Here is an 18,512-nt window from a genome sequence, read left to right as displayed (position 1 = left end):
CACACCGTCGGTACGCGCCTCATGGGCCGCCGCGCCCCCCACGAAGGGGAGCCCGGCGGCCCGCCGCTGTTTCCGGCCCCGCCGCGCCTACGGCTTCGTGGCCGGCGGGGCGGCCGGTGTCCCCGGCGTCCCCGGCTGGGCCGGCGGGTTGGCCGGCTGCTGCGGCGGGGCGGCCGGGGCGGTGACGGCGTACAGCTCGATGCCGTACAGCGAGTAGCCGAACTTGGTGGCCCGCGCCACGCCCTGCATCCGCACGTACCGGACGTTCGGGGCGTCGAAGCGCACCGTCTCGTCCCCGCCCTTGCCGTTGTCGACCGTCGCGGCGTCCGTCCAGGTGCTGCCGTCCGCCGAGACCTGGATCTTGTACGAGGAGGCGTACGCGGACTGCCAGTGCAGCACCGCCGCGCCCAGGTGACCGGCCTGCGGCAGGGCGAGCTGCACCCAGGCGTCGTCCTTGGCCGGTGAGGACCAGCGGGTCTTCGGGTCGCCGTCGGCGATCGCGGCGGCCGGGAAGTCCGGCGTCTCGTCGCCCGAGGAGGACGCCTGGGCGCCGTGCGCGAGGTCCGGACCGCCGGTCGGCGGGACGACGTGCACCTGCAGCACCTGCTTCACGGTGGTGCCGCCCGCCAGGTAGGACACCGGCACCTGGTACGTCCCGGACGGCGTGCCCGCCGCGGCCGTGACCAGCAGCGGCACGCCGACCCGCCCGCCGCGCGGCACGGTGACCGGGCCGGCCGGGGTGACGGTGAGGCCCTTGGCGGTGGCCGGCACGTCGATCCGCAGCTCGCCGGTGGTGCCCTCGGGACGCCCGGCCTCGACGGTGGCCTGGGTCTTGGCGGGGGCGGCGGCGCCGGTGACCACGTCCAGGGCCGGGTCGGTGAGGCTGAGCCGGGCCGCCGGGGCGTCGGCGTACCAGGGGATCACCTGGTTGACCACCGGCGGGTCGCCGCCGGGCTTCCAGGTCAGCCGGAACGCGTCGGCGGGCTGCCCGCCGGCCGGCAGCTCGTTGTAGCCGGGCTGCACGGTGCCGATGTCGACCCAGCCGCCGTCGGAGCGGCGCACCGCGACGGTGGCGGTGGCGTGCACGTTCGGGTCGGTGAGCACGGTGAGCCGGTCCAGCGGGCGGGCGGCGCCGAGTTCGACGGTGAGCGGCTCGTCCTGCGCGGTGGGCGCCTTGGCGGCGCGGTACGCGGTGTCCGGGTTGCCGTCCAGGACGGCCGCGGCCGAGGAGCCGGGCACCGCGGCGGGGCCGCCGGAGACGCTGGCCGGGGACTCGTCCGGGGCGGTGACGGTGAACTCGCGCACGGCGACGGCGGTCTTCTGGGCGGCGGTGGCCCGCAGCCGCACCGCCCGCACCACGGTGCCGGGCGGCAGCTGGGCGCTGACCGTCTTCTGGTTCTTCACCACGGCGAGCTGCTGCCAGCCGCCCGCGCCGGTGCTGTACTCCAGGACGCCGTCGCGGATGTAGTCGTCGGCGGCGTTCTGGGCGTCCGGGCCGTTGCCCCAGCCGCCCATCAGCACGGTGACGCCGCTGATCGGCCGGCCCGCGCCGAGGTCCACGCCGACCGAGTCGCCGGGCTGCGGGGGAGCGGAGCTCCAGTAGAAGGTGTCGGCCTGGCCGTCGGTCATCAGCGCGGGCAGGTGGTCGTGCGCGGTGCCCATGCTGCTGGTCGGGGTGACCCCGCCGCTGACCACGCCGGACCAGTTGTCGGCGGCGCGCACGGCCCGGTCCAGGAAGGGCGCGAGCACGCCCGCGCCGATGGTGGCCGGGGCCTGGGCGAGCTGGGCGCGCAGCTGGTTGAGCTGCACCCGGGCCTTCCAGGCGGCCGTGCCGTCGCCGCCGTGCTGGGCCAGCAGCATGTCCAGCGCGGCCTGCCCGGCCAGCCCGTAGTCGCGCAGCGGGCCGAGCCAGGGCCCGGCCTCGGCGGCGAGCTGGGCGGTGGCCTGGGTGCCGGCGAGGGTCTGCTGGGCGCCCGCCATCGCGGCGAAGGCGTCCCGCAGCGGGCCCGCGGCCGCTATCAACTTGGCGAGGTCGGGGGCGGCGCCGGAGGTGGGTTCGGCGTTGGCCCAGAACTGGTCGAGCAGCGGCTGGAGGTAGCCGGACTCCTGCTTGGCCAGCGGGGAGGAGGTGCTGTTGCCGGCCAGCGCGGTGACGGCGGACAGCACCGATCCGGCCGGGGTGGCGGCGGCGCCGGTCGGTCCGGCGAGCGAGCGCACCGCGGCCTGCCAGGAGTCGCCGGGCTTGTAGCCGGCGGGGTTCCAGGCGAAGTCCCCGGCGGTGGCGAGGGCTATCCGGGAGGCCACCGGCTGCTGCATGGCGCCGGTCAGCAGAACCGCGGAGCGGGTCGCCACCTCCGGGTCGCGGCCGGTGTAGGCGCCGAGGAAGAGCCGGTCCGGGCTGGCGTCGTTGACCGGGTAGTTGTCCATGGTGACCAACGGGTGCCCGTACAAGGTGCCGGTGTCCGAGGTCTGGGCGCCGGTGATCTTCTCCGGGATCACCGCGCCGCCGCTCCAGGCCACCTGCACGCCGGCGGGCAGCGCGTCGGCCAGCGCCTTGCGGTACGGCGTGGAGCCCTGCTTGTGGTACTCGGTGGGGACGATCGACAGCGGCGCCAGCCCGGGGTTCTTGGCGATCAGCCGGTCCTGCACCTTCTTGACCAGCGAGGCCTGCGCCTTGGCGGCGGCGGCCGGGCCGCGGCCGTACTCGTCCCGGTCGTCGTCGCAGTGCCACTCGTCGTAGCTGACGTCCAGGAACTGCAGCTGGAACGCGGTGAAGCCGAGCTTGCGCAGCCCGTCCAGCTTGGCGACCAGCGCGTCGACGTCCTTGCCGGAGCTGAAGCAGAGGGACTGCCCCGGGTCGATCGCGTAGCCGAGGGTGACGTGGTTCTGCCGGGCCCGGTCGCCGAGTTCGCGCAGCTCGGACTGCTGGTTGGCGGGGTAGGCGTCGCGCCAGCGGTTGAGTCGGAACGGGTCGTCACCGGGGGCGTAGAGGTAGAAGTTCTGCTTGGAGCGGCCCAGGAAGTCGACCTGGTCGAGCCGCTGCTGGGCGGTCCACGGGGTGCCGTAGAACGCCTCCGCGGTGCCGCGCGCCGCCGCGCCGCTCGGCCAGTCCCGCAGGGTGACCCCGGGCAGGCCGAGCCCGGCCGCGCCCGGCCCCTGGCCCTGACCGGCGGGTACGGCGGCGAGCAGCTGGCGCAGGCTCTGCGCGGCGTAGAAGGTGCCGGTCGCGTCGGCGCCCGCGAGCACCACCGCGCCGTACGTCCCGCCGCCCTGGGCGGGCAACTGGCCGACGGACAGCACGTAGCCGCCGGGCGGCATGCCCGCGGTCGAGGGTGCGGAGCCGTCCTTGCCGCCGGCCGCGGCGGCCAGCTGGCGCAGCGTCCGGTCGGTCTCGCCGTCGGCGCCCTCGGCGGGGCCGCCGATGTACACCACCAGCGAGCCGGCGGCGGGGGTGCCGCCGTCCGGCTGCGGGGTCACGGCGGTCGCCCCCGCGACGGTCAGCACCTCGCGCACGGCGTCCACCGCGCCCCCGTCCACCTTGGGCGCGGTCACCAGCGCCACGGCGGCCGGCACGGTGACGGCCTTGCCCGCCACCGTCTGCTCCTGCGGGTGCGGGAACACCTGAGGGTCGGTCACGCTGCCCAGCGGCGTCTGCGGCGCGGTGCTCACCACGTCCGGCCCCGGCCCGGCCGCGTACGCCGACGAGGGCAGCGGCCCGGCCAGCAACCCGCCGACGACCGCCGCGGTCACCACCCCGGCGGCGATCCGCACCGCCCGCCGCCCCGGCCGCCGCGCCGCCCGCTCCGCCCGCACCGACGCCAGCAGCGGCTCCGTCCCCTTCAGATCGGCGATCATCCGGTCCGCGGTCCGCGGCACCAGCTGACGGCACGTCCGCGCCGTGGCCCGCCGGGCCGCCAACGCCGCCGGATGGTCCAGCACCTCGCGCAACACCGGACTCTGCTCCAGCTGCTGCCGCAGCCGCCGCCCGGCCGCAACGGACACACGGGCTTGCACAGGGGCCTCCTCGCCAGGCCTGGACCACAACGGTCGCAACCCCACCAGCTACCCAACCCGGTGTCAACGTCACCGACGGCTATGCCGGTTTTGTCCTGCTTGATCCTCTGTCGGGACTGCCCCTGACAACCGATCGGGCCCGCCCGCCAGACGGCGGAGCGGGCCCGAGGTGCGGCGCTCAGGACACGGGGTCAGGAACGCGGTGGTGCGGGCTGCACGGCCGTCCGCAGGTTCGGGACGTACCACTGGTGGTTGGGGGCGAGCTGGTCGAGCTGGCAGTCCCAGAGCTGGAGCCGGGTGGCGTTGTCCGTGTGCCCGCCCGGCAGGTCGAGGCAGCGGCCGGAGGCCGGGTGGTACAGCACCTCGTTCGCGAGCGGGATCCACTTCTGCGCGGCGGTGCCGTCACAGGCGTGGTACTCCATCGGCGTGCCGTTGCCCGTACCGGCGTTCACCGGCGCCAGGCAGCCGTTCATGACCCGGACGCTGCCGTCACCCCCCAGCGAGAACTGCTGGGCGGGGCTCCCGTTGCAGTCGTAGAGCTGGATCGCGCTGCCGTTGCCGGCCGCGGCGCCGTTGAGGTCCACGCACTTGTTGATGTCGACGCGCGAGCGGATGACGCTGGTGGTGCCCGGCGCGGTCGGTGCCACCGCGAACGGGTAGACGGCGGTGCTGCTGATGCTGCCGTCGAAGGCGTCGCTCGGCTTCGACTGGTACCGGTAGCGGCCCAGCACGAACGGCCCCGACGGCGGCGGGCTGGTGCTCGCCCGGTGGTAGCCGGTCGTCGCGAGGACAGCCGCATCCGAGGCCCGTGCGGCCGAAGCAGCAGCCAAGGCAGCCGAAGAAAAAGCAGCAAAAGAAACAGCAGGAACACAGGAGGAGGCTGCAGCCAAGGAAGCCGACGATTCGGCGGCTGCCAGCCATCTCGGTGAAGCCGGATGACATGCCGCGCCCGCTCACGACAGAGCAGGCGATCGATGCCCCGCCAGGTACGAAGGACCCCACCGGATTCCCCACGACGGGCCAGGTGGTCACGAGAAGCTGGGGCCGAACACCCAGCAATTTCGCTGGTAGGGCCGGAGCTGCGACGCTCAACAAGATGCGTAGGGAGCTGTACGAGTGATGCTGGATGGGGAAGAGCACTGGAATGCGGTGCTGGCTGACATCCTGGTGAGCCCGAAGATCGGTGCAGTGCACGTGAAGTTGGTGGGCGACCTCCTTTCAGTCACCGCTCAACTGGACATGGCCGCACAGCGACGCCAACTCCTTCTCGATCTGGACAGTCAGATCGACTACGACGAGAGGGTCGGTCAGCTCGAAGAGGCATATCGGGAGGCCTGGCGGGCGCTGGAGGCCGCGCCAGACAGGGAGAGGCGCAATTCGGAGCGCCAGAAGCTTGCGGTCTCACTGGAGGCCGCAGTGGCGGGAATCACAGACTTTGCCCGTGAGTATGGTGTTGTGGTGCAGCTCTTCCGCTTTGACGACCCTCAGGTGTAGGTCATGGGCCCGGCTCGACCTGCCGAGCCGGGCCCGCGGTATTCCATCCGATCCACCGCCCGTACTCGTGTCGCACAGCGTGCTCGGCCCGTCACCCGGGTAGGACTTGGGAGTCCTGACCAGGCGTTGCCGAGACATCGCAGGAGCCGCGAGTGGCCGCTTACCACGACAGTGACGGAGCCGACGGGCTGAAGGTCCCGACGCAGGACGCGCCGCCGCCGCCCGCCGAACTGCTGGCACTGGCGCAGGCGTACGGGGTGGACACCCGGTATCCGGGGGCGGGCGGGCAGGCGGTGGGGGCGCGGACGCTGGTCGCCGTGCTGGCGGCGCTCGGGGTGGCGGCGGGGTCGCCGGAGGAGGTGCGGGAGGCGCTGGAGCGCCACCGCGCCGAGCAGCACAGCAGGTTGCTGCCGCCCTGCATCGTCGTGCGGCAGGGCCGCCGCACCGCGCTGGACGTTCCGGCCGATGTCCGGCTGCACATCGAGCTGGAGGACGGCGGCAGTTGGCAGCTGCCCCGCGGCCACTCGCACTGGCTGCCCGCCGACCTCCCGCTCGGCCGGCACACCCTCACGGCGGAGACCAGCGACAGCAAAGCAACAGCCCCCCTCATCGTCGCCCCGAACCAGCTTCCCCAACTCCCCGGCCGCAGCTGGGGTTTCCTCGCCCAGCTCTACTCCGTCCTGTCCTCCCGCTCCTGGGGCATGGGCGACCTCGGGGACCTCGCCGAACTCGCCCAGTGGGCCGGCGCCGAACTCGGCGCGGGCTTCGTCCAGATCAACCCACTCCACCAAGCCCTCCCCGCGGCCCCCGGCACCCCCTCCGACCCTTCCCCCTACCGCCCCTCCTCCCGCCGCTTCGCCGACCCGGTGCACCTGCGGATCGAGGCCGTCCCCGAGTACGCCTACCTGACGCCGGAACAGCGGACGGCGGCGGACGACCTCACCCGCCGCGCAGCCCGCCTCCGCGACGAAGTCCTCGCCCACGACGGCCTGGTCGACCGCGACGCCGTCTGGGCCCTCAAGCGGGAGGCCCTCCACCTCCTCCACGACGTCCCGCGCGGCCCCGGCCGCCAGGCCGCCTACGAGGCGTACCGGCGCCGCGAGGGGGAGTGGCTGCGCCGGCACGCCCTCTGGAACGCGATCGCCGAGGCGCACGGCGCCGACTGGCACCACTGGCCGAAGGGCCTGCGTCACCCGAACGGCCCACACATCGACCAGGCAGCCGAAGAACTCGAAGAGCAGGCCGAATTCCACCGCTGGCTCGCCTGGCAGGTCGACCAGCAGCTCGCCGCCGCCCAGCGCGCCGCCCGCGACGCCGGTATGCCGGTCGGCCTGATCCACGATCTCGCCGTCGGCGTCCACCCGGACGGCGCCGACGCCTGGGCGCTCCAGGACGTCCTGGCCGGCGGCATCTCGACCGGCGCCCCGCCGGACGCCTTCAACGCCCACGGCCAGGACTGGGGCCTGCCGCCCTGGCGCCCGGACGCCCTGGCGAGGACCGGCTACGCCCCGTACGCGGAACTCCTGCGAGCAGCGGTCCGGCACGCCGGAGCCCTCCGGATCGACCACGTGATGGGCCTCTTCCGCCTCTGGTGGGTCCCGAACGGCCACCCACCCACCGAGGGCGCCTACGTCCGCTACGACGCCGAGGCGATGCTCGGGGTGCTCGCGCTGGAGGCGCACCGGGCCGGCACCGCGGTGATCGGCGAGGACCTGGGCACGGTCGAGCCGGGCGTGCGCGAGGAACTGGCCGCCCGCGGCATCCTCGGCACCTCCGTCCTCTGGTTCGAACGGGACTGGAACGCCGCCGGACGGATCCTGCCCCCCGACCGCTGGCGCCCCGGCTGCCTGGCCACCCTCACCACCCACGACCTGCCGAGCACCGCCGCCCGGCTCTCCGGCGAGCACGTCGAGCTGCGCCACCGGCTCGGCCTGCTGGCCCGTCCGCTGCCGGAGGAGCAGCAGGAGGCTGCCGACGAGCTGGCCGACTGGCGGGCCGAGCTGACGGCCCTGGGCCTGCTCGCCCCCGACGAGCCCCTCTCCATGCCCGTCCTCTACCGCTTCCTCAGCCGGACCCCGGCCGAACTGGTCGGCCTCTGGCTGCCCGACCTGGTCGGCGACCCGCGCCCGCAGAACCTGCCCGGCACCTGGGACCAGTACCCGAACTGGCGCCTGCCGGTCGCCGACGGCGCGGGCGACCCGGTCACCCTGGACCGCCTCGCCGCCACCCCCGCCGCCCGCCTGCTCGCCCACCTCCTGGCCCCGCCCAGCCCCCACCACCCAACCCCGGAATCCACAAGCGGAACCCACAGCACCACCCCGACGCGCGCCCTCCCGTAAGCGGCGGGTAAGTTGGAAACGTGGACAAGAGGAACGCTTTGCGAGCCGGCGCGGTCTCCGCAACGGTCACGCTGATGATGCTGCTGTCGTCGCCCGCCATGGCCCTCACCAGGGACGACGGCGACGACCCGGGTGCCGGCCTGGGCGTCGGCCAGACCATCGGTCTGTACGTGCTGATCCCGCTCGCCGCGTTCGTCGTCATCGCGGCCCTCGCCGGTCTGCCGTACGGCAAGAAGAAGAAGTAACCGCCGCGTCCGCCCAGGACACGCAACCGGTCCACCAGGACCCGCAGGACCCGCACAACCCCGAAGGGGCGCCGGACGGTCCGTCCGGCGCCCCTTCAGGCGTTCATCAGCAGCAGGAGGTCACCGGCTCCCGGCGGCCTTGTCCACCGCCTGGGCCTTCAGCGCCCGCTCGATCCCGGCCCGCGACTCGACGACCTGACGCCGCAGCGCCGGCGCCGGCTCGGCCGAGGCCAGCCACTCGTCCGTCGCGTCCAGCGTCGCCTGGGAAACCTGGAGCGCCGGGTACAGCCCGACGATGATCTGCTGCGAGATCTCGTGGCTGCGGGTCTCCCAGATGCCCTTGACCGCGGCGAAGTACTTCTCCGCGTACGGCGCCAGCAGCTCCCGCTGGTCCGACTGCTGGAAGCCCGCGATGACGGCCTCCTGCACGTAGTTGGTGAGCTTGTCCGACTCCACCACCGCGGCCCAGGCCTCGGCCTTGGCCGCCGCGGTCGGGCGGGAGGACCGGCAGCTGGCCGCGTGCTCCTGGCCGGCCGCCGTGTTGTCCCGCTCCAGCTCCGCCACGATCAGGGATTCATCCGCCCGCCCGGTGGCGGACAGCCGGGACAGCAGGGTCCAGCGCAGCTCGGTGTCCACCGCCAGGCCCTTGAGCTCGACGGAGCCGTCCAGCAGCCCGGCCAGCAGGTCCAGCTGACCGTCCGTACGGGCGACCGAGGCGAGGGTGCGGGCCCAGGCCAGCTGGTGGTCGCTGCCGGGCTCGGCGGCGCGCAGGTGCTCCTCGGCGGCGGCGGCCCAGCGGCCGAGGCCCTCCTCGCGCCAGTCCGGGTCGGCGTAGGCGTCCAGGGCCAGCTTGACCTGGCGCTGGACGGACTGCACCACGCCGATGTCGCTCTCCCGGCCGAGGCCGGACAGCGCCAGCGACACGTAGTCGCGGGCGGCCAGCTCGCCGTCGCGGGTCATGTCCCAGGCGGAGGCCCAGCACAGCGCGCGCGGCAGCGAGTCGGTGAAGCCGCCGAGGTGCTCGGTGACGACGGCCAGCGAGTCCTCGTCCAGCCGGATCTTGGTGTACGTCAGGTCGTCGTCGTTGAGCAGCACGACGGCCGGACGGTGCCGGCCGACCAGCTCCGGCACCTCGGTGCGCGGGCCGTCGACGTCCAGCTCGATCCGCTCCGTCCGCACCAGCGAACCGTCCACCAGCTCGTAGAACCCGATGGCGATCCGGTGCGGGCGCAGCACGGCCTCGCCCTTGGCGCCGGCCGGCAGCGCGGGCGCCTCCTGCAGCACCGCGAACGACTCGATCTCACCGTCCGTGTTCAGTACCACCGACGGCCGCAGCACGTTGATGCCGGCCGTCTCCAGCCAGGACTTGGACCACGCCTTCAGATCGCGCCCGCTGGCCTCCTCCAGCGCCCCGAGCAGGTCGCTGAGCCGGGTGTTGCCCCAGGCGTGGCGCTTGAAGTACGCCCGGACGCCCTCGAAGAAGGCGTCCTGGCCGACGTACGCCACCAGCTGCTTGAGCACCGAGGCGCCCTTGGCGTAGGTGATGCCGTCGAAGTTGACCTGGACGTCCTCCAGGTCGTTGATGTCCGCCATGATCGGGTGGGTGGACGGCAGTTGGTCCTGCCGGTAGGCCCAGGTCTTCATCTGGTTGGCGAACGTGGTCCAGGAGTGCGGCCACTTGGAGCCGGGGGCCTCGGCCTGGCAGACCGCCTCGGCGAAGGTCGCGAAGGACTCGTTGAGCCAGAGGTCGTTCCACCACTCCATGGTGACGAGGTCGCCGAACCACATGTGGGCGAGCTCGTGCAGGATCGTCGCGGCGCGCGCCTCGTACGCGGCGTCGGTGACCTTGGAGCGGAACACGTACTGGTCGCGCAGGGTGACGGCGCCCGCGTTCTCCATCGCGCCGGCGTTGAACTCCGGGACGAAGAGCTGGTCGTACTTGGGGAACGGGTACGGGTAGTCGAACTTCGCCTGGAAGTAGTCGAAGCCCTGCTTGGTGACCTCGAAGATCGCGTCGGCGTCCAGGTACTCGCGCAGCGAGGGGCGGCAGTAGACGGCCAGCGGCACGCGCTGCTCGCCGTTCTCGTAGGTGTCGAAGACCCCCACGTACGGGCCGGCGATCAGCGCGGTGATGTAGCTGGAGATCCGGCCGGTGGGCTCGAACTTCCAGACCTGGGTGGCGCCTTCGCCGACCGGCTCGGGGGTGGGCGAGTTGGAGACCACGGCCCAGCCGGTGGGGGCGGTCACGGTGAACGCGAACGTGGCCTTCAGGTCGGGCTGTTCGAAGTTCGCGAAGACCCGCCGGGCGTCCGGCACCTCGAACTGGGTGTACAGGTAGGTCTCGCCGTCGACCGGGTCGACGAACCGGTGCAGACCCTCACCGGTGTTGCTGTAGGCGCAGTCGGCGACCACCCGCAGCTCGTTCTCGGCCGCCAGGCCGGGCAGCGGGATACGGCTGTCGGCGAAGCTCGCCGGGTCGAGCGCCACGCCGTTGAGGGTGATCTCCTCGACGCCGGGGGCGACGAGGTCGATGAAGCTGTCGGCGCCGGGGGTCGTGGCGGTGAACCGGACCACGGTCGTGGACCGGAAGGTGCCGCCGTCGCGGGCCGAGCCGAGGTCGAGCTCGATGTCGTACGCGTCCACCCGGATGAGGTCGGCCCGGGTGCGGGCCTCTTCGCGGGTCAGGTTGGTGCCGGGCACTCGCTGCACTCCTTCGTCAGGCTGATGGATCGAATCCTCGCATGCCCGACGGGCGGCCCGACCCGATAGGACGAAGGCGGGGCGGGCCGGGCCACCGGCCCGTTCCCGCCCCGCCTTCAGCAGCCGGAGCGCGTCACTTCCGCCACTTGGTCAGCGGACCGTCGGTGCTGGTGTAACGGCGGAACGCGTACACCGCGTTGCCGTCGTCCGAGACGAAGTACACCGAGGTGCTGGCGCTGATGTCGAACTTCCCGTTCGCGTTCGCCACGGTGCCGATGTCGGTCATCGACCCGTCGGTCGGCGAGAGCGTCACCAGCCGGGAGGGCTTGTCGTAGCCCTGCGAGACCACGGCCCGGACCTTGCCGTCCTTGTCGGTGCCGGTGACGATCCGGATGTCGCTGCCGCTGGTGGTGCCCGGGCTGGCCACCCACAGGCGCTTGCCGGTGTTCAGGTCGTAGGCGTTGATGGCCGGATTGGACGGGTTGACCTGGACGTACAGGGTGCTGCCGCTCACCACGTTGCGGGTGAACGCGGTGTCCTGGCCGGACAGGCGCAGGCTGTCGGAGCCGGGCTCCTTGACGGACATCTGGTTGCCCGGCTTGTTGTCCTTGTCGAACGGCAGGATGTAGTCGCCGTTCGGGCTGTTGGTGATCAGCAGGACCAGGGGCTTGTCCTGGATGACCGAGTCGACCTGCTCGATGGTGCCGGCCAGGGTGATCGGGGTGCTCGCGGGCTTGCCGGAGTCGGCGTTCACGATGACCAGCTGCGACTTCGGGCCGCTGGTCATGTAGCAGCGGTCGCTGATCGCGATCTGGTTGCCGGCGGCGCGGGCCCGCACGGTGCAGTCCTTGTCGCGCGGCTGGTACTGCCAGGCGGGCTGGCCGTTGGCGACGTTCAGCCCGGCCACCGCGTTGCCGCCGACCGCGACCACGTTGTCGGTGACGCTCAGGGTCGGCTGGGACAGCCGGTCGGCGGTGGCCTTGACGGTCCACAGCAGCTTGCCCTGGGCGAGGTCGATCGCGCCGACGGTGGAGCAGTCGTAGTCACCGGTGTTGAAGGCGACGGCGGCGATGTTCTTGGAGTTGGAGGTGTACGAGGCGCTGCACACCTCCTTGCTGCCGGACGGCACCGGGATGTTCCAGGCGGGCTTGCCGTCGGTCAGGTTGTAGGCCTTGACGCCGTCACCGTCGACGCGGACGGCGTACTTGTCGGTGCCCCAGATGCCGAGCAGCTGGTTGGAGGCGTCCGTGTTGGACGGCGTCGGGGCGTTCCACGCGACGTTGAACGTGGCCTTTCCACCGGTGTTGTTGTTCGGCGTCGGGTTGCCGGTGTTCCCACCGTTGTCACCGCCGACGGTGCTGGAACCGCTCGAGTTCGCCACCGGCCCGGGCCCCGGGTCCGGGTTCGGCTTGGGGCTCGGCTTGAGCAGCACGACCAGCCCGATCACGATCGCGATCGCCAGCACACCGCCGATGATCCCGCCCCACAGCATCACGGGGTTGCGCTGCTTGGGCGGCACCGGCACCGGCGCACCCGGGTAGGCGTACCCGCCCTGCTGCGGGTACTCGTACCCGCCGGTGGCGTACCCCTGGGCGGCGTCCGGCGCGGCGTAACCGCCGTTCACCGGGTCGTACGGACCGATCGGCGCACCGGCCGGCGGCGGCGGAGCCTGGGTGGGGATGCCGGGCGCCGTCGGCGCGTACGCCCCGTAGTCCACACCCCCCACCGGCGGCTGCGCGGGCGGCGCCGGCGGCTGGGCCGGAGGCGGCGGCGGGCCGGCGGGCGCGCCCTGCCCCGGCACCGCCGAGCCGTCCAGCTGAGTCATCTGATCCGCAACGGCGGCGGGGTCGACGCCACCCGCCGGGCGCCCGAACGAGACCCCCCGGTTGTCCTGCGGGCCGCTGCCCGGTGCTGCGCCTGCCCCCGGCGTAGGGTGATCCCCTGCCATCTGATACCCCGTCATGTCTGAATGCGTCCCCCTGCCGGAACCGTCCACGGTTCCGGTGGGACGGCTGAGATTGGGCACCATGCTAGTGGCGGGCGGTTTCAGGCCGCCGCCAGGACCGCCGAACCCCGCCCCCACACCCCCTGACCACGCAACACCTTCACCCCCCACCCACCCCACCCCCCCACCCACCCCGCACCCACGCCCCCGCGCCCCCAACCCGCACCCACCCACCCCCAGCACCCCCCAACCCGCAGCCACCCACCCACGCCCACCCACCCCTCACCCCCTCACCACCCGCCCCAGGCGAGAGGGACGCGCTGCGGGAGGGGGCGGTGGAGGGGGTGGGTGCGGAGAGGGGCGTGACGGGTGATTTTCAGACCGCCAACGGCGCCCGGCCATCTGCCCACAGGGTCGGCGGTCCGAAAATCACCCAGCCCCCGGAGCGCCCACCCCCGGAACCGCCCCCGGCCACCCACCCTCCCGAAAGCCCACCCCCGCCCCCAGCCCCGCGCAGCGCCCCCCACCCCGCAGGCCCGTAGGCTTCAGGAGTTGAAGGGGAAGCCCGGCGGAGGGTTCCCCACCCCTGGGAGGGTGGATCATGTCGACGGACACACCGGGCTCACAGTCGTCCCTGCACCGGGCGAACCTGGAACGGGTGCTCCGCGCGGTGCGGATGGCCGGCTCGCTCACCCAGGCCGAGATCGCCCGCGGCACCGGCCTCTCCGCGGCCACCGTCTCCAACATCGTGCGGGAACTGAAGGAGAGCGGCACCGTGGTGGTCGCCGACACCTCCTCCGGCGGCCGCCGCGCCCGCAGCGTCTCGCTGAGCGGTGACGCGGGCATCGTGGTGGGCATCGACTTCGGCCACACCCACCTCCGGGTGGCCGTCGGCAACCTCGCCCACCGGGTGCTGGCCGAGGAGAGCGCCCCGATCGACGTGGACGTCTCCGCCGCGCAGGGCTTCGACCGGGCCGAGGCGATGGTCGAGCGGCTGCTGACCCAGGCCGGCTTCCAGCCCGAGAAGGTGATCGGCGTGGGCCTGGGCGTGCCCGGCCCGATCGACGTGGAGACCGGCGCGCTGGGCTCGACCGCGATCCTGCCCGGTTGGACGGGCATCGCCCCGGGCCGGGAGCTGGCGGAGCGGCTCGGCATGCCGGTGCACGTGGACAACGACGCCAACCTGGGTGCGCTGGGCGAGCTGGTCTGGGGCGCCGGCCGCGGCCTGAGCGACCTCGCGTACATCAAGGTCGCCAGCGGGGTGGGCGCGGGCCTGGTGGTCAACGGCCAGATCTACCGCGGCCCGGGCGGCACCGCGGGTGAGATCGGGCACATCACCCTGGACGAGGCCGGCCCGGTCTGCCGCTGCGGCAACCGGGGCTGCCTGGAGACCTTCGTCGGCTCCCGCTACCTGCTCTCGCTGCTCACCTCCACCCTCGGCGCGGACCTCACCCTGCCCCGGGTGGTGGAGCTGGCCCACCAGGGCGACCTGGGCTGCCGCCGGGTGATCGCCGACGCCGGCCGCCAGATCGGTACGGGCGTGGCGACCCTGTGCAACCTGCTCAATCCGCGCCGGGTGATCCTCGGCGGTGACCTCGCCGAGGCCGGCGAGCTGGTGCTGGCCCCGATCCGGGACTCGGTGGCCCGCTACGCCATCCCCAGCGCCGCCCGCCAGCTCTCGGTGGTCCCGGGCACCCTCGGCGGCCGTGCCGAGGTGCTCGGCGCGCTGGCCCTGGTGATGAGCGAGATGGGCGAGTCCGGCGCCCTCGGCCGCCACTGACCTCCCCCCACCACCACCCACCACCCACCACCACCCACCCACCACCGACCGCCGCCCACCACCACCCACCACCAGCCACCCCCCCCACGCCCCCACCGCCTCACCCGGACGGCCGCAACCGCCGACGAACCCCCGTTCGTCAATACGGATTGACCACCACCCCCCGACCGACCTCCCGGAATGGCGGTAACCGGCCAGTGGCACCGGGCGCGCCGCTCGGTGTCCGCCAAGCGGACATTAGACTCGACCGGTCGGTACCGGCCGCGACCACCGGCCTGCCGCCGGACCGGGCGGCGACGCCCGTCGGACCGTCCGTGGTCCGCGAACACTGAACGAGGAGGAACGGGTGGCCCTGCTGACCCGCATTCGGGGACCGCGCGATCTCGACCGGCTCACGCCCGGACAGCTGGCCGCACTGGCCCAGGAGATCCGGACCTTCCTGGTGACCGAGGTCTCCAAGACGGGCGGCCACCTCGGGCCCAACCTCGGCGTGGTGGAGCTCACCATCGCGCTGCACCGGGTCTTCGACTCGCCGCGCGACCGCATCCTCTTCGACACCGGCCACCAGAGCTACGTCCACAAGCTGCTCACCGGCCGCCAGGACTTCTCCCGGCTGAAGATGAGCGGCGGCCTGTCCGGCTACCCCTCGCGCGCCGAGTCCGAGCACGACGTGATCGAGAACTCGCACGCCTCCACGGTCCTCTCGTACGCCGACGGCCTGGCCAAGGCCAACAAGATCCAGGGCAAGGCCGACCCGGTCGTCGCCGTCATCGGTGACGGCGCGCTCACCGGCGGCATGGCCTGGGAGGCGCTCAACAACATCGCCGACGCCAAGGACCTGCCGGTCGTCATCGTCGTCAACGACAACGAGCGCTCCTACTCGCCGACCATCGGCGGCCTGGCCAACCACCTCGCCACGCTGCGCACCACCCAGGGCTACGAGCGCTTCCTCTCCTGGGGCAAGGACGCCCTCCAGCGCACCCCGGTGGTCGGCCAGCAGCTGTTCGAGACCCTGCACGGCGCCAAGAAGGGCCTCAAGGACTTCATCGCCCCGCAGGGCATGTTCGAGGACCTCGGCCTCAAGTACATCGGCCCGATCGACGGCCACGACCTGACGGCCCTGGAGTCCGCGCTGACCAAGGCGCGCGGCTTCGGCGGCCCGGTGATCGTGCACTGCCTGACCGAGAAGGGCCGCGGCTACCACGCCGCCGAGAACAACGACGAGGACCGCTTCCACGCCGTCGGCGTGATCCACCCGGACACCGGCCTGCCGGTCAAGAACTCGGGCAAGGACTGGACGTCCGTCTTCGGCGAGGAGATGGTCGCCCTCGGCCACGAGCGCGAGGACATCGTCGCGATCACCGCCGCGATGCTCCACCCGGTCGGCCTGGCCCCCTTCGCCAAGGCCTTCCCAGACCGCATCTTCGACGTCGGCATCGCCGAGCAGCACGCCGTCACCAGCGCCGCCGGCCTGGCCACCAACGGCCTGCACCCGGTGTTCGCGGTCTACGCGACGTTCTTGAACCGGGCCTTCGACCAGGTCCTGATGGACGTCGCCCTGCACAAGCTGGGCGTCACCTTCGTGCTCGACCGGGCCGGTGTCACCGGTACGGACGGCGCCTCGCACAACGGCATGTGGGACATGTCGATCCTCCAGGTCATCCCGAGCCTGCGGCTGGCCGCCCCGCGCGACGCCGACCAGGTCCGCGCCCAGCTGCGCGAGGCCGTCCTGGTCGAGGACGCCCCGACGGTCGTGCGCTACTCCAAGGGCTCGGTCGGACCGGCCGTCCCCGCGGTCGGCCGGGTCGGCGGCATGGACGTGCTGCGCGCCGCCGAGGAGTCCTCCGGCGCCCACCGCGCCGACGTGCTGGTGGTCTCGGTCGGCGCGATGGCCCCGACCAGCCTGGAGGTCGCCGACCTGCTGGCCGCCCGGGGCATCACCGCCACCGTGGTGGACCCGCGCTGGGTCAAGCCGGTGGACGAGGCCCTGCCGGGCCTGGCCGCCGAGCACCGGGTGGTCGTCACCATCGAGGACAACGGCCGGGTGGGCGGCGTCGGCGCCGCCGTCGCCCAGGCGCTGCGGGACGCCGACGTGGACCTGCCGGTGCGCGACTTCGGCATCCCCCAGGAGTTCCTGGACCACGCCAGCCGGAACGAGATCCTGGCCGAGATCGGCTTGAACGCCCCCGACATCGCCGAGAAGGTGGCCGCCCTGGTCGCCAAGCTGGACGCGGCGCGGGTCGAGGCCTGAGCCACGGCCGACCGAACGGGTCACCTGGCGGTCAGCCGCCGGGTGACCCGTTCCGCCGCCGACCGATTGTCGTAGCCCTGTAACAGTTCGTCACGAAACAAGCCGACAATCGCACTGAATGGCGGGACCGGCGCCATCCACGCCGATCCCGCCCGGTAGGTTGTCAACCGTGCCCACCCCCACCCGCCTCCGCCTCGACGGACTGGTCGACCGCCTGCCCGCGCGCGCCCGTCACCACATCCGCCAGGGGTACTGGACGAGGCTGGTGCCGCTGCTCACGCTGGTCGCGGTGGCCACCCACATCCCGTCCTTCGCCCGCCCCGTCTGGAGCCCGGACGAGGGCTTCCTGGCCACCCAGGCCCGGATGCTCGCGGACGGCGGGGTCCTCTACGACACCGTGGTGGACCGCAAGCCGCCGCTGCTCCCCTGGCTCTACCAGGCCTGCTTCGCCGTCTTCGGCTCCGCCTCGCTGTGGCCGCTGCGCACCCTCGCGGTGGCGGCCCACCTGGTCACCGCGATCCTGCTGGCCTCGATCGCCCGCGGCCGCTGGGGCAACCGGGCCGGGGCCGGCGCCGGACTGCTCTACCTGCTGGTCTCCATCGGGCTCTCCCCGGAGGACACCCAGGCGGCGACCTTCGAGGTCTTCATGCTGCCCGCGATGGTGGCCGCCTTCCGCTACGCCGAGCGGCGCCGCTGGCTGGCCGCGGGCATCGCGGTCGCGCTCTGCTCGCTGACCAAGCAGACCGGCGGGGCGGTGCTGCTGCCGGTGCTCTGGATGCTCCTGCAGGACGCCCGCCGACGAGGGGTGCGCTGGCCGTCCGCGCTGTTCAAGATCGGGTTCGGTTTCGCGCTGCCGATAGCCCTGGTGGCGGTCATCCTGACCAAGCCCAAGGGCTTCCTCTTCTGGGTTGTCACCGGCAGCGGGGACTACGCCTCCTTCGGCGGCGCCTGGCTGCAGATGCTCGGCCGCGCCTTCGGCAACCTGGGCATCCTGGCCGCGGCGGGCCTCGGCTTCCTGTTCCCGGTCGGCCGCCGGCTCTGGTTCAAGTACCGCCACCGCCCGCTGCCGGTGGCCGGCGAGGAGCACGGCTCGACCGCCGACCTGTGGGTCTGGCTGCTCTCCTCGGCCGTCGCGGTCAGTGTGGGCTTCCACTTCTTCGGCCACTACTACCTGCAGCTGATGCCCCCGCTGGTGCTGCTGGGCACCGGCGCGGTCGCCACCTCGGCGATCCGCTGGAAGCCCGTCCTGGTGTACACCACGGTCGCCGCCACGGTGTTCTGGGCCCTGGCGCTGGCCTGGCCGGGGGAGCAGATGAGCCGCAACACCGAGGTCGCCACCGCGGTCGCCGCCCAGACCACCCCCAAGGACACCGTGCTGGTCTGGGGCATGCACCCCGAGCTGTACTGGCTGGCCGACCGCAAGCCCGCGAGCCGCTACCTGACCGCCGGCTTCCTCACCAACTACAGCGGCGGCAAGGACGGCAGCGCCAACGTGGGCGAGCAGTTCAGCGTCAACAACGCCTGGCAGACCTTCGACAAGGAGCTCGCCAACGGCCTGCCGGAGATCTTCGTGGACGACTCCGGCGTCGCCCCGTACCAGCCCGTGCTGGTCCCGCGGATCGAGAACCTGCTGGACACCCACTACGAGATGATCGGCGTCATCGGCGACACCGTCGTCTACCGGCTCAAGCACTGAGCCCCGGACGCCCGACACGGAAGGAGCCCCCGGCGACCAGGTCGCCGG

10 protein-coding genes are annotated in these 18,512 nt (G+C 73.0%); 6 read left to right on the top strand and 4 right to left on the bottom strand.

Translation table 11 applies throughout. From position 1 onward, the window contains the following. Positions 1–87: 87 nt before the first annotated feature. Both ACZ47G_RS19585 and ACZ47G_RS19580 read right to left on the bottom strand, forming a co-directional pair. Positions 88–4,014: a beta-N-acetylglucosaminidase domain-containing protein gene (locus ACZ47G_RS19585; protein ID WP_465744248.1), complete on the bottom strand. Its 3,927-nt coding sequence runs from the start codon at positions 4,012–4,014 to the stop codon at positions 88–90. Between the two features lie 191 nt (positions 4,015–4,205). Then, positions 4,206–4,844 (bottom strand): ricin-type beta-trefoil lectin domain protein, encoded by a 639-nt coding sequence (locus ACZ47G_RS19580; protein WP_465744246.1) that lies wholly within the window; start codon positions 4,842–4,844, stop codon positions 4,206–4,208. Between the two features lie 289 nt (positions 4,845–5,133). Here ACZ47G_RS19580 and ACZ47G_RS19575 point away from each other — a divergent pair, with 289 nt between their 5' ends. From ACZ47G_RS19575 to ACZ47G_RS19565, 3 genes are all read left to right on the top strand, one after another. Further along, positions 5,134–5,508 carry a hypothetical protein gene (locus ACZ47G_RS19575; RefSeq protein WP_465744244.1) on the top strand — a complete coding sequence of 125 codons (375 nt, stop codon included), beginning with the start codon at positions 5,134–5,136 and terminating at the stop codon, positions 5,506–5,508. A gap of 152 nt (positions 5,509–5,660) precedes the next feature. Continuing rightward, positions 5,661–7,847 (top strand): 4-alpha-glucanotransferase, encoded by a 2,187-nt coding sequence (malQ, locus tag ACZ47G_RS19570; protein ID WP_465744242.1) that lies wholly within the window; start codon positions 5,661–5,663, stop codon positions 7,845–7,847. Positions 7,848–7,867: 20 nt separating this feature from the next. After that, entirely contained in the window at positions 7,868–8,092 is a 225-nt protein-coding gene (locus tag ACZ47G_RS19565; RefSeq protein ID WP_380407886.1) for a hypothetical protein, read from the top strand. A gap of 120 nt (positions 8,093–8,212) precedes the next feature. Here ACZ47G_RS19565 and pepN read toward each other — a convergent pair whose 3' ends face one another. Together pepN and ACZ47G_RS19555 are read right to left on the bottom strand one after the other, a co-directional pair. Then, positions 8,213–10,792 (bottom strand): aminopeptidase N, encoded by a 2,580-nt coding sequence (gene pepN, locus ACZ47G_RS19560; protein ID WP_465744239.1) that lies wholly within the window; start codon positions 10,790–10,792, stop codon positions 8,213–8,215. 133 nt (positions 10,793–10,925) lie between these two features. Then, positions 10,926–12,617 carry an outer membrane protein assembly factor BamB family protein gene (locus ACZ47G_RS19555; RefSeq protein ID WP_465744237.1) on the bottom strand — a complete coding sequence of 564 codons (1,692 nt, stop codon included), beginning with the start codon at positions 12,615–12,617 and terminating at the stop codon, positions 10,926–10,928. Positions 12,618–13,338: 721 nt separating this feature from the next. On the opposite strand from ACZ47G_RS19555, the gene ACZ47G_RS19550 reads away from it, so the two are divergent. From ACZ47G_RS19550 to ACZ47G_RS19540, 3 genes are all read left to right on the top strand, one after another. After that, the gene (locus ACZ47G_RS19550; RefSeq protein ID WP_380463600.1) at positions 13,339–14,517 is read left to right on the top strand and encodes an ROK family transcriptional regulator; all 1,179 of its coding nucleotides are present in this window, start codon (positions 13,339–13,341) and stop codon (positions 14,515–14,517) included. A 346-nt stretch (positions 14,518–14,863) separates the two neighbouring features. Then, positions 14,864–16,768, top strand: coding sequence for a 1-deoxy-D-xylulose-5-phosphate synthase (gene dxs, locus ACZ47G_RS19545; protein WP_380463598.1), 1,905 nt, complete (start codon positions 14,864–14,866; stop codon positions 16,766–16,768). Between the two features lie 169 nt (positions 16,769–16,937). Further along, positions 16,938–18,464, top strand: a complete 1,527-nt coding sequence (locus tag ACZ47G_RS19540) for an ArnT family glycosyltransferase (RefSeq protein ID WP_465744234.1) — start codon at positions 16,938–16,940, stop codon at positions 18,462–18,464. Positions 18,465–18,512 lie beyond the last annotated feature (48 nt).

This window comes from Kitasatospora sp. NPDC030952 (genome assembly GCF_055571335.1).
The sequence above is the reverse complement of the archived record's forward strand: the minus strand, read 5'-3'. Positions and strand labels throughout refer to the sequence as shown.

What these genes read in the sequence shown, in the direction of transcription:
- ACZ47G_RS19575 (WP_465744244.1), top strand. Translation starts at nt 5,134, where the DNA reads ATGCTGGATGGGGAAGAGCACTGGAATGCGGTGCTGGCTGACATCCTG.
- ACZ47G_RS19555 (WP_465744237.1), bottom strand. Translation starts at nt 12,617, where the DNA reads ATGACTCAGCTGGACGGCTCGGCGGTGCCGGGGCAGGGCGCGCCCGCC.
- ACZ47G_RS19550 (WP_380463600.1), top strand. Translation starts at nt 13,339, where the DNA reads ATGTCGACGGACACACCGGGCTCACAGTCGTCCCTGCACCGGGCGAAC.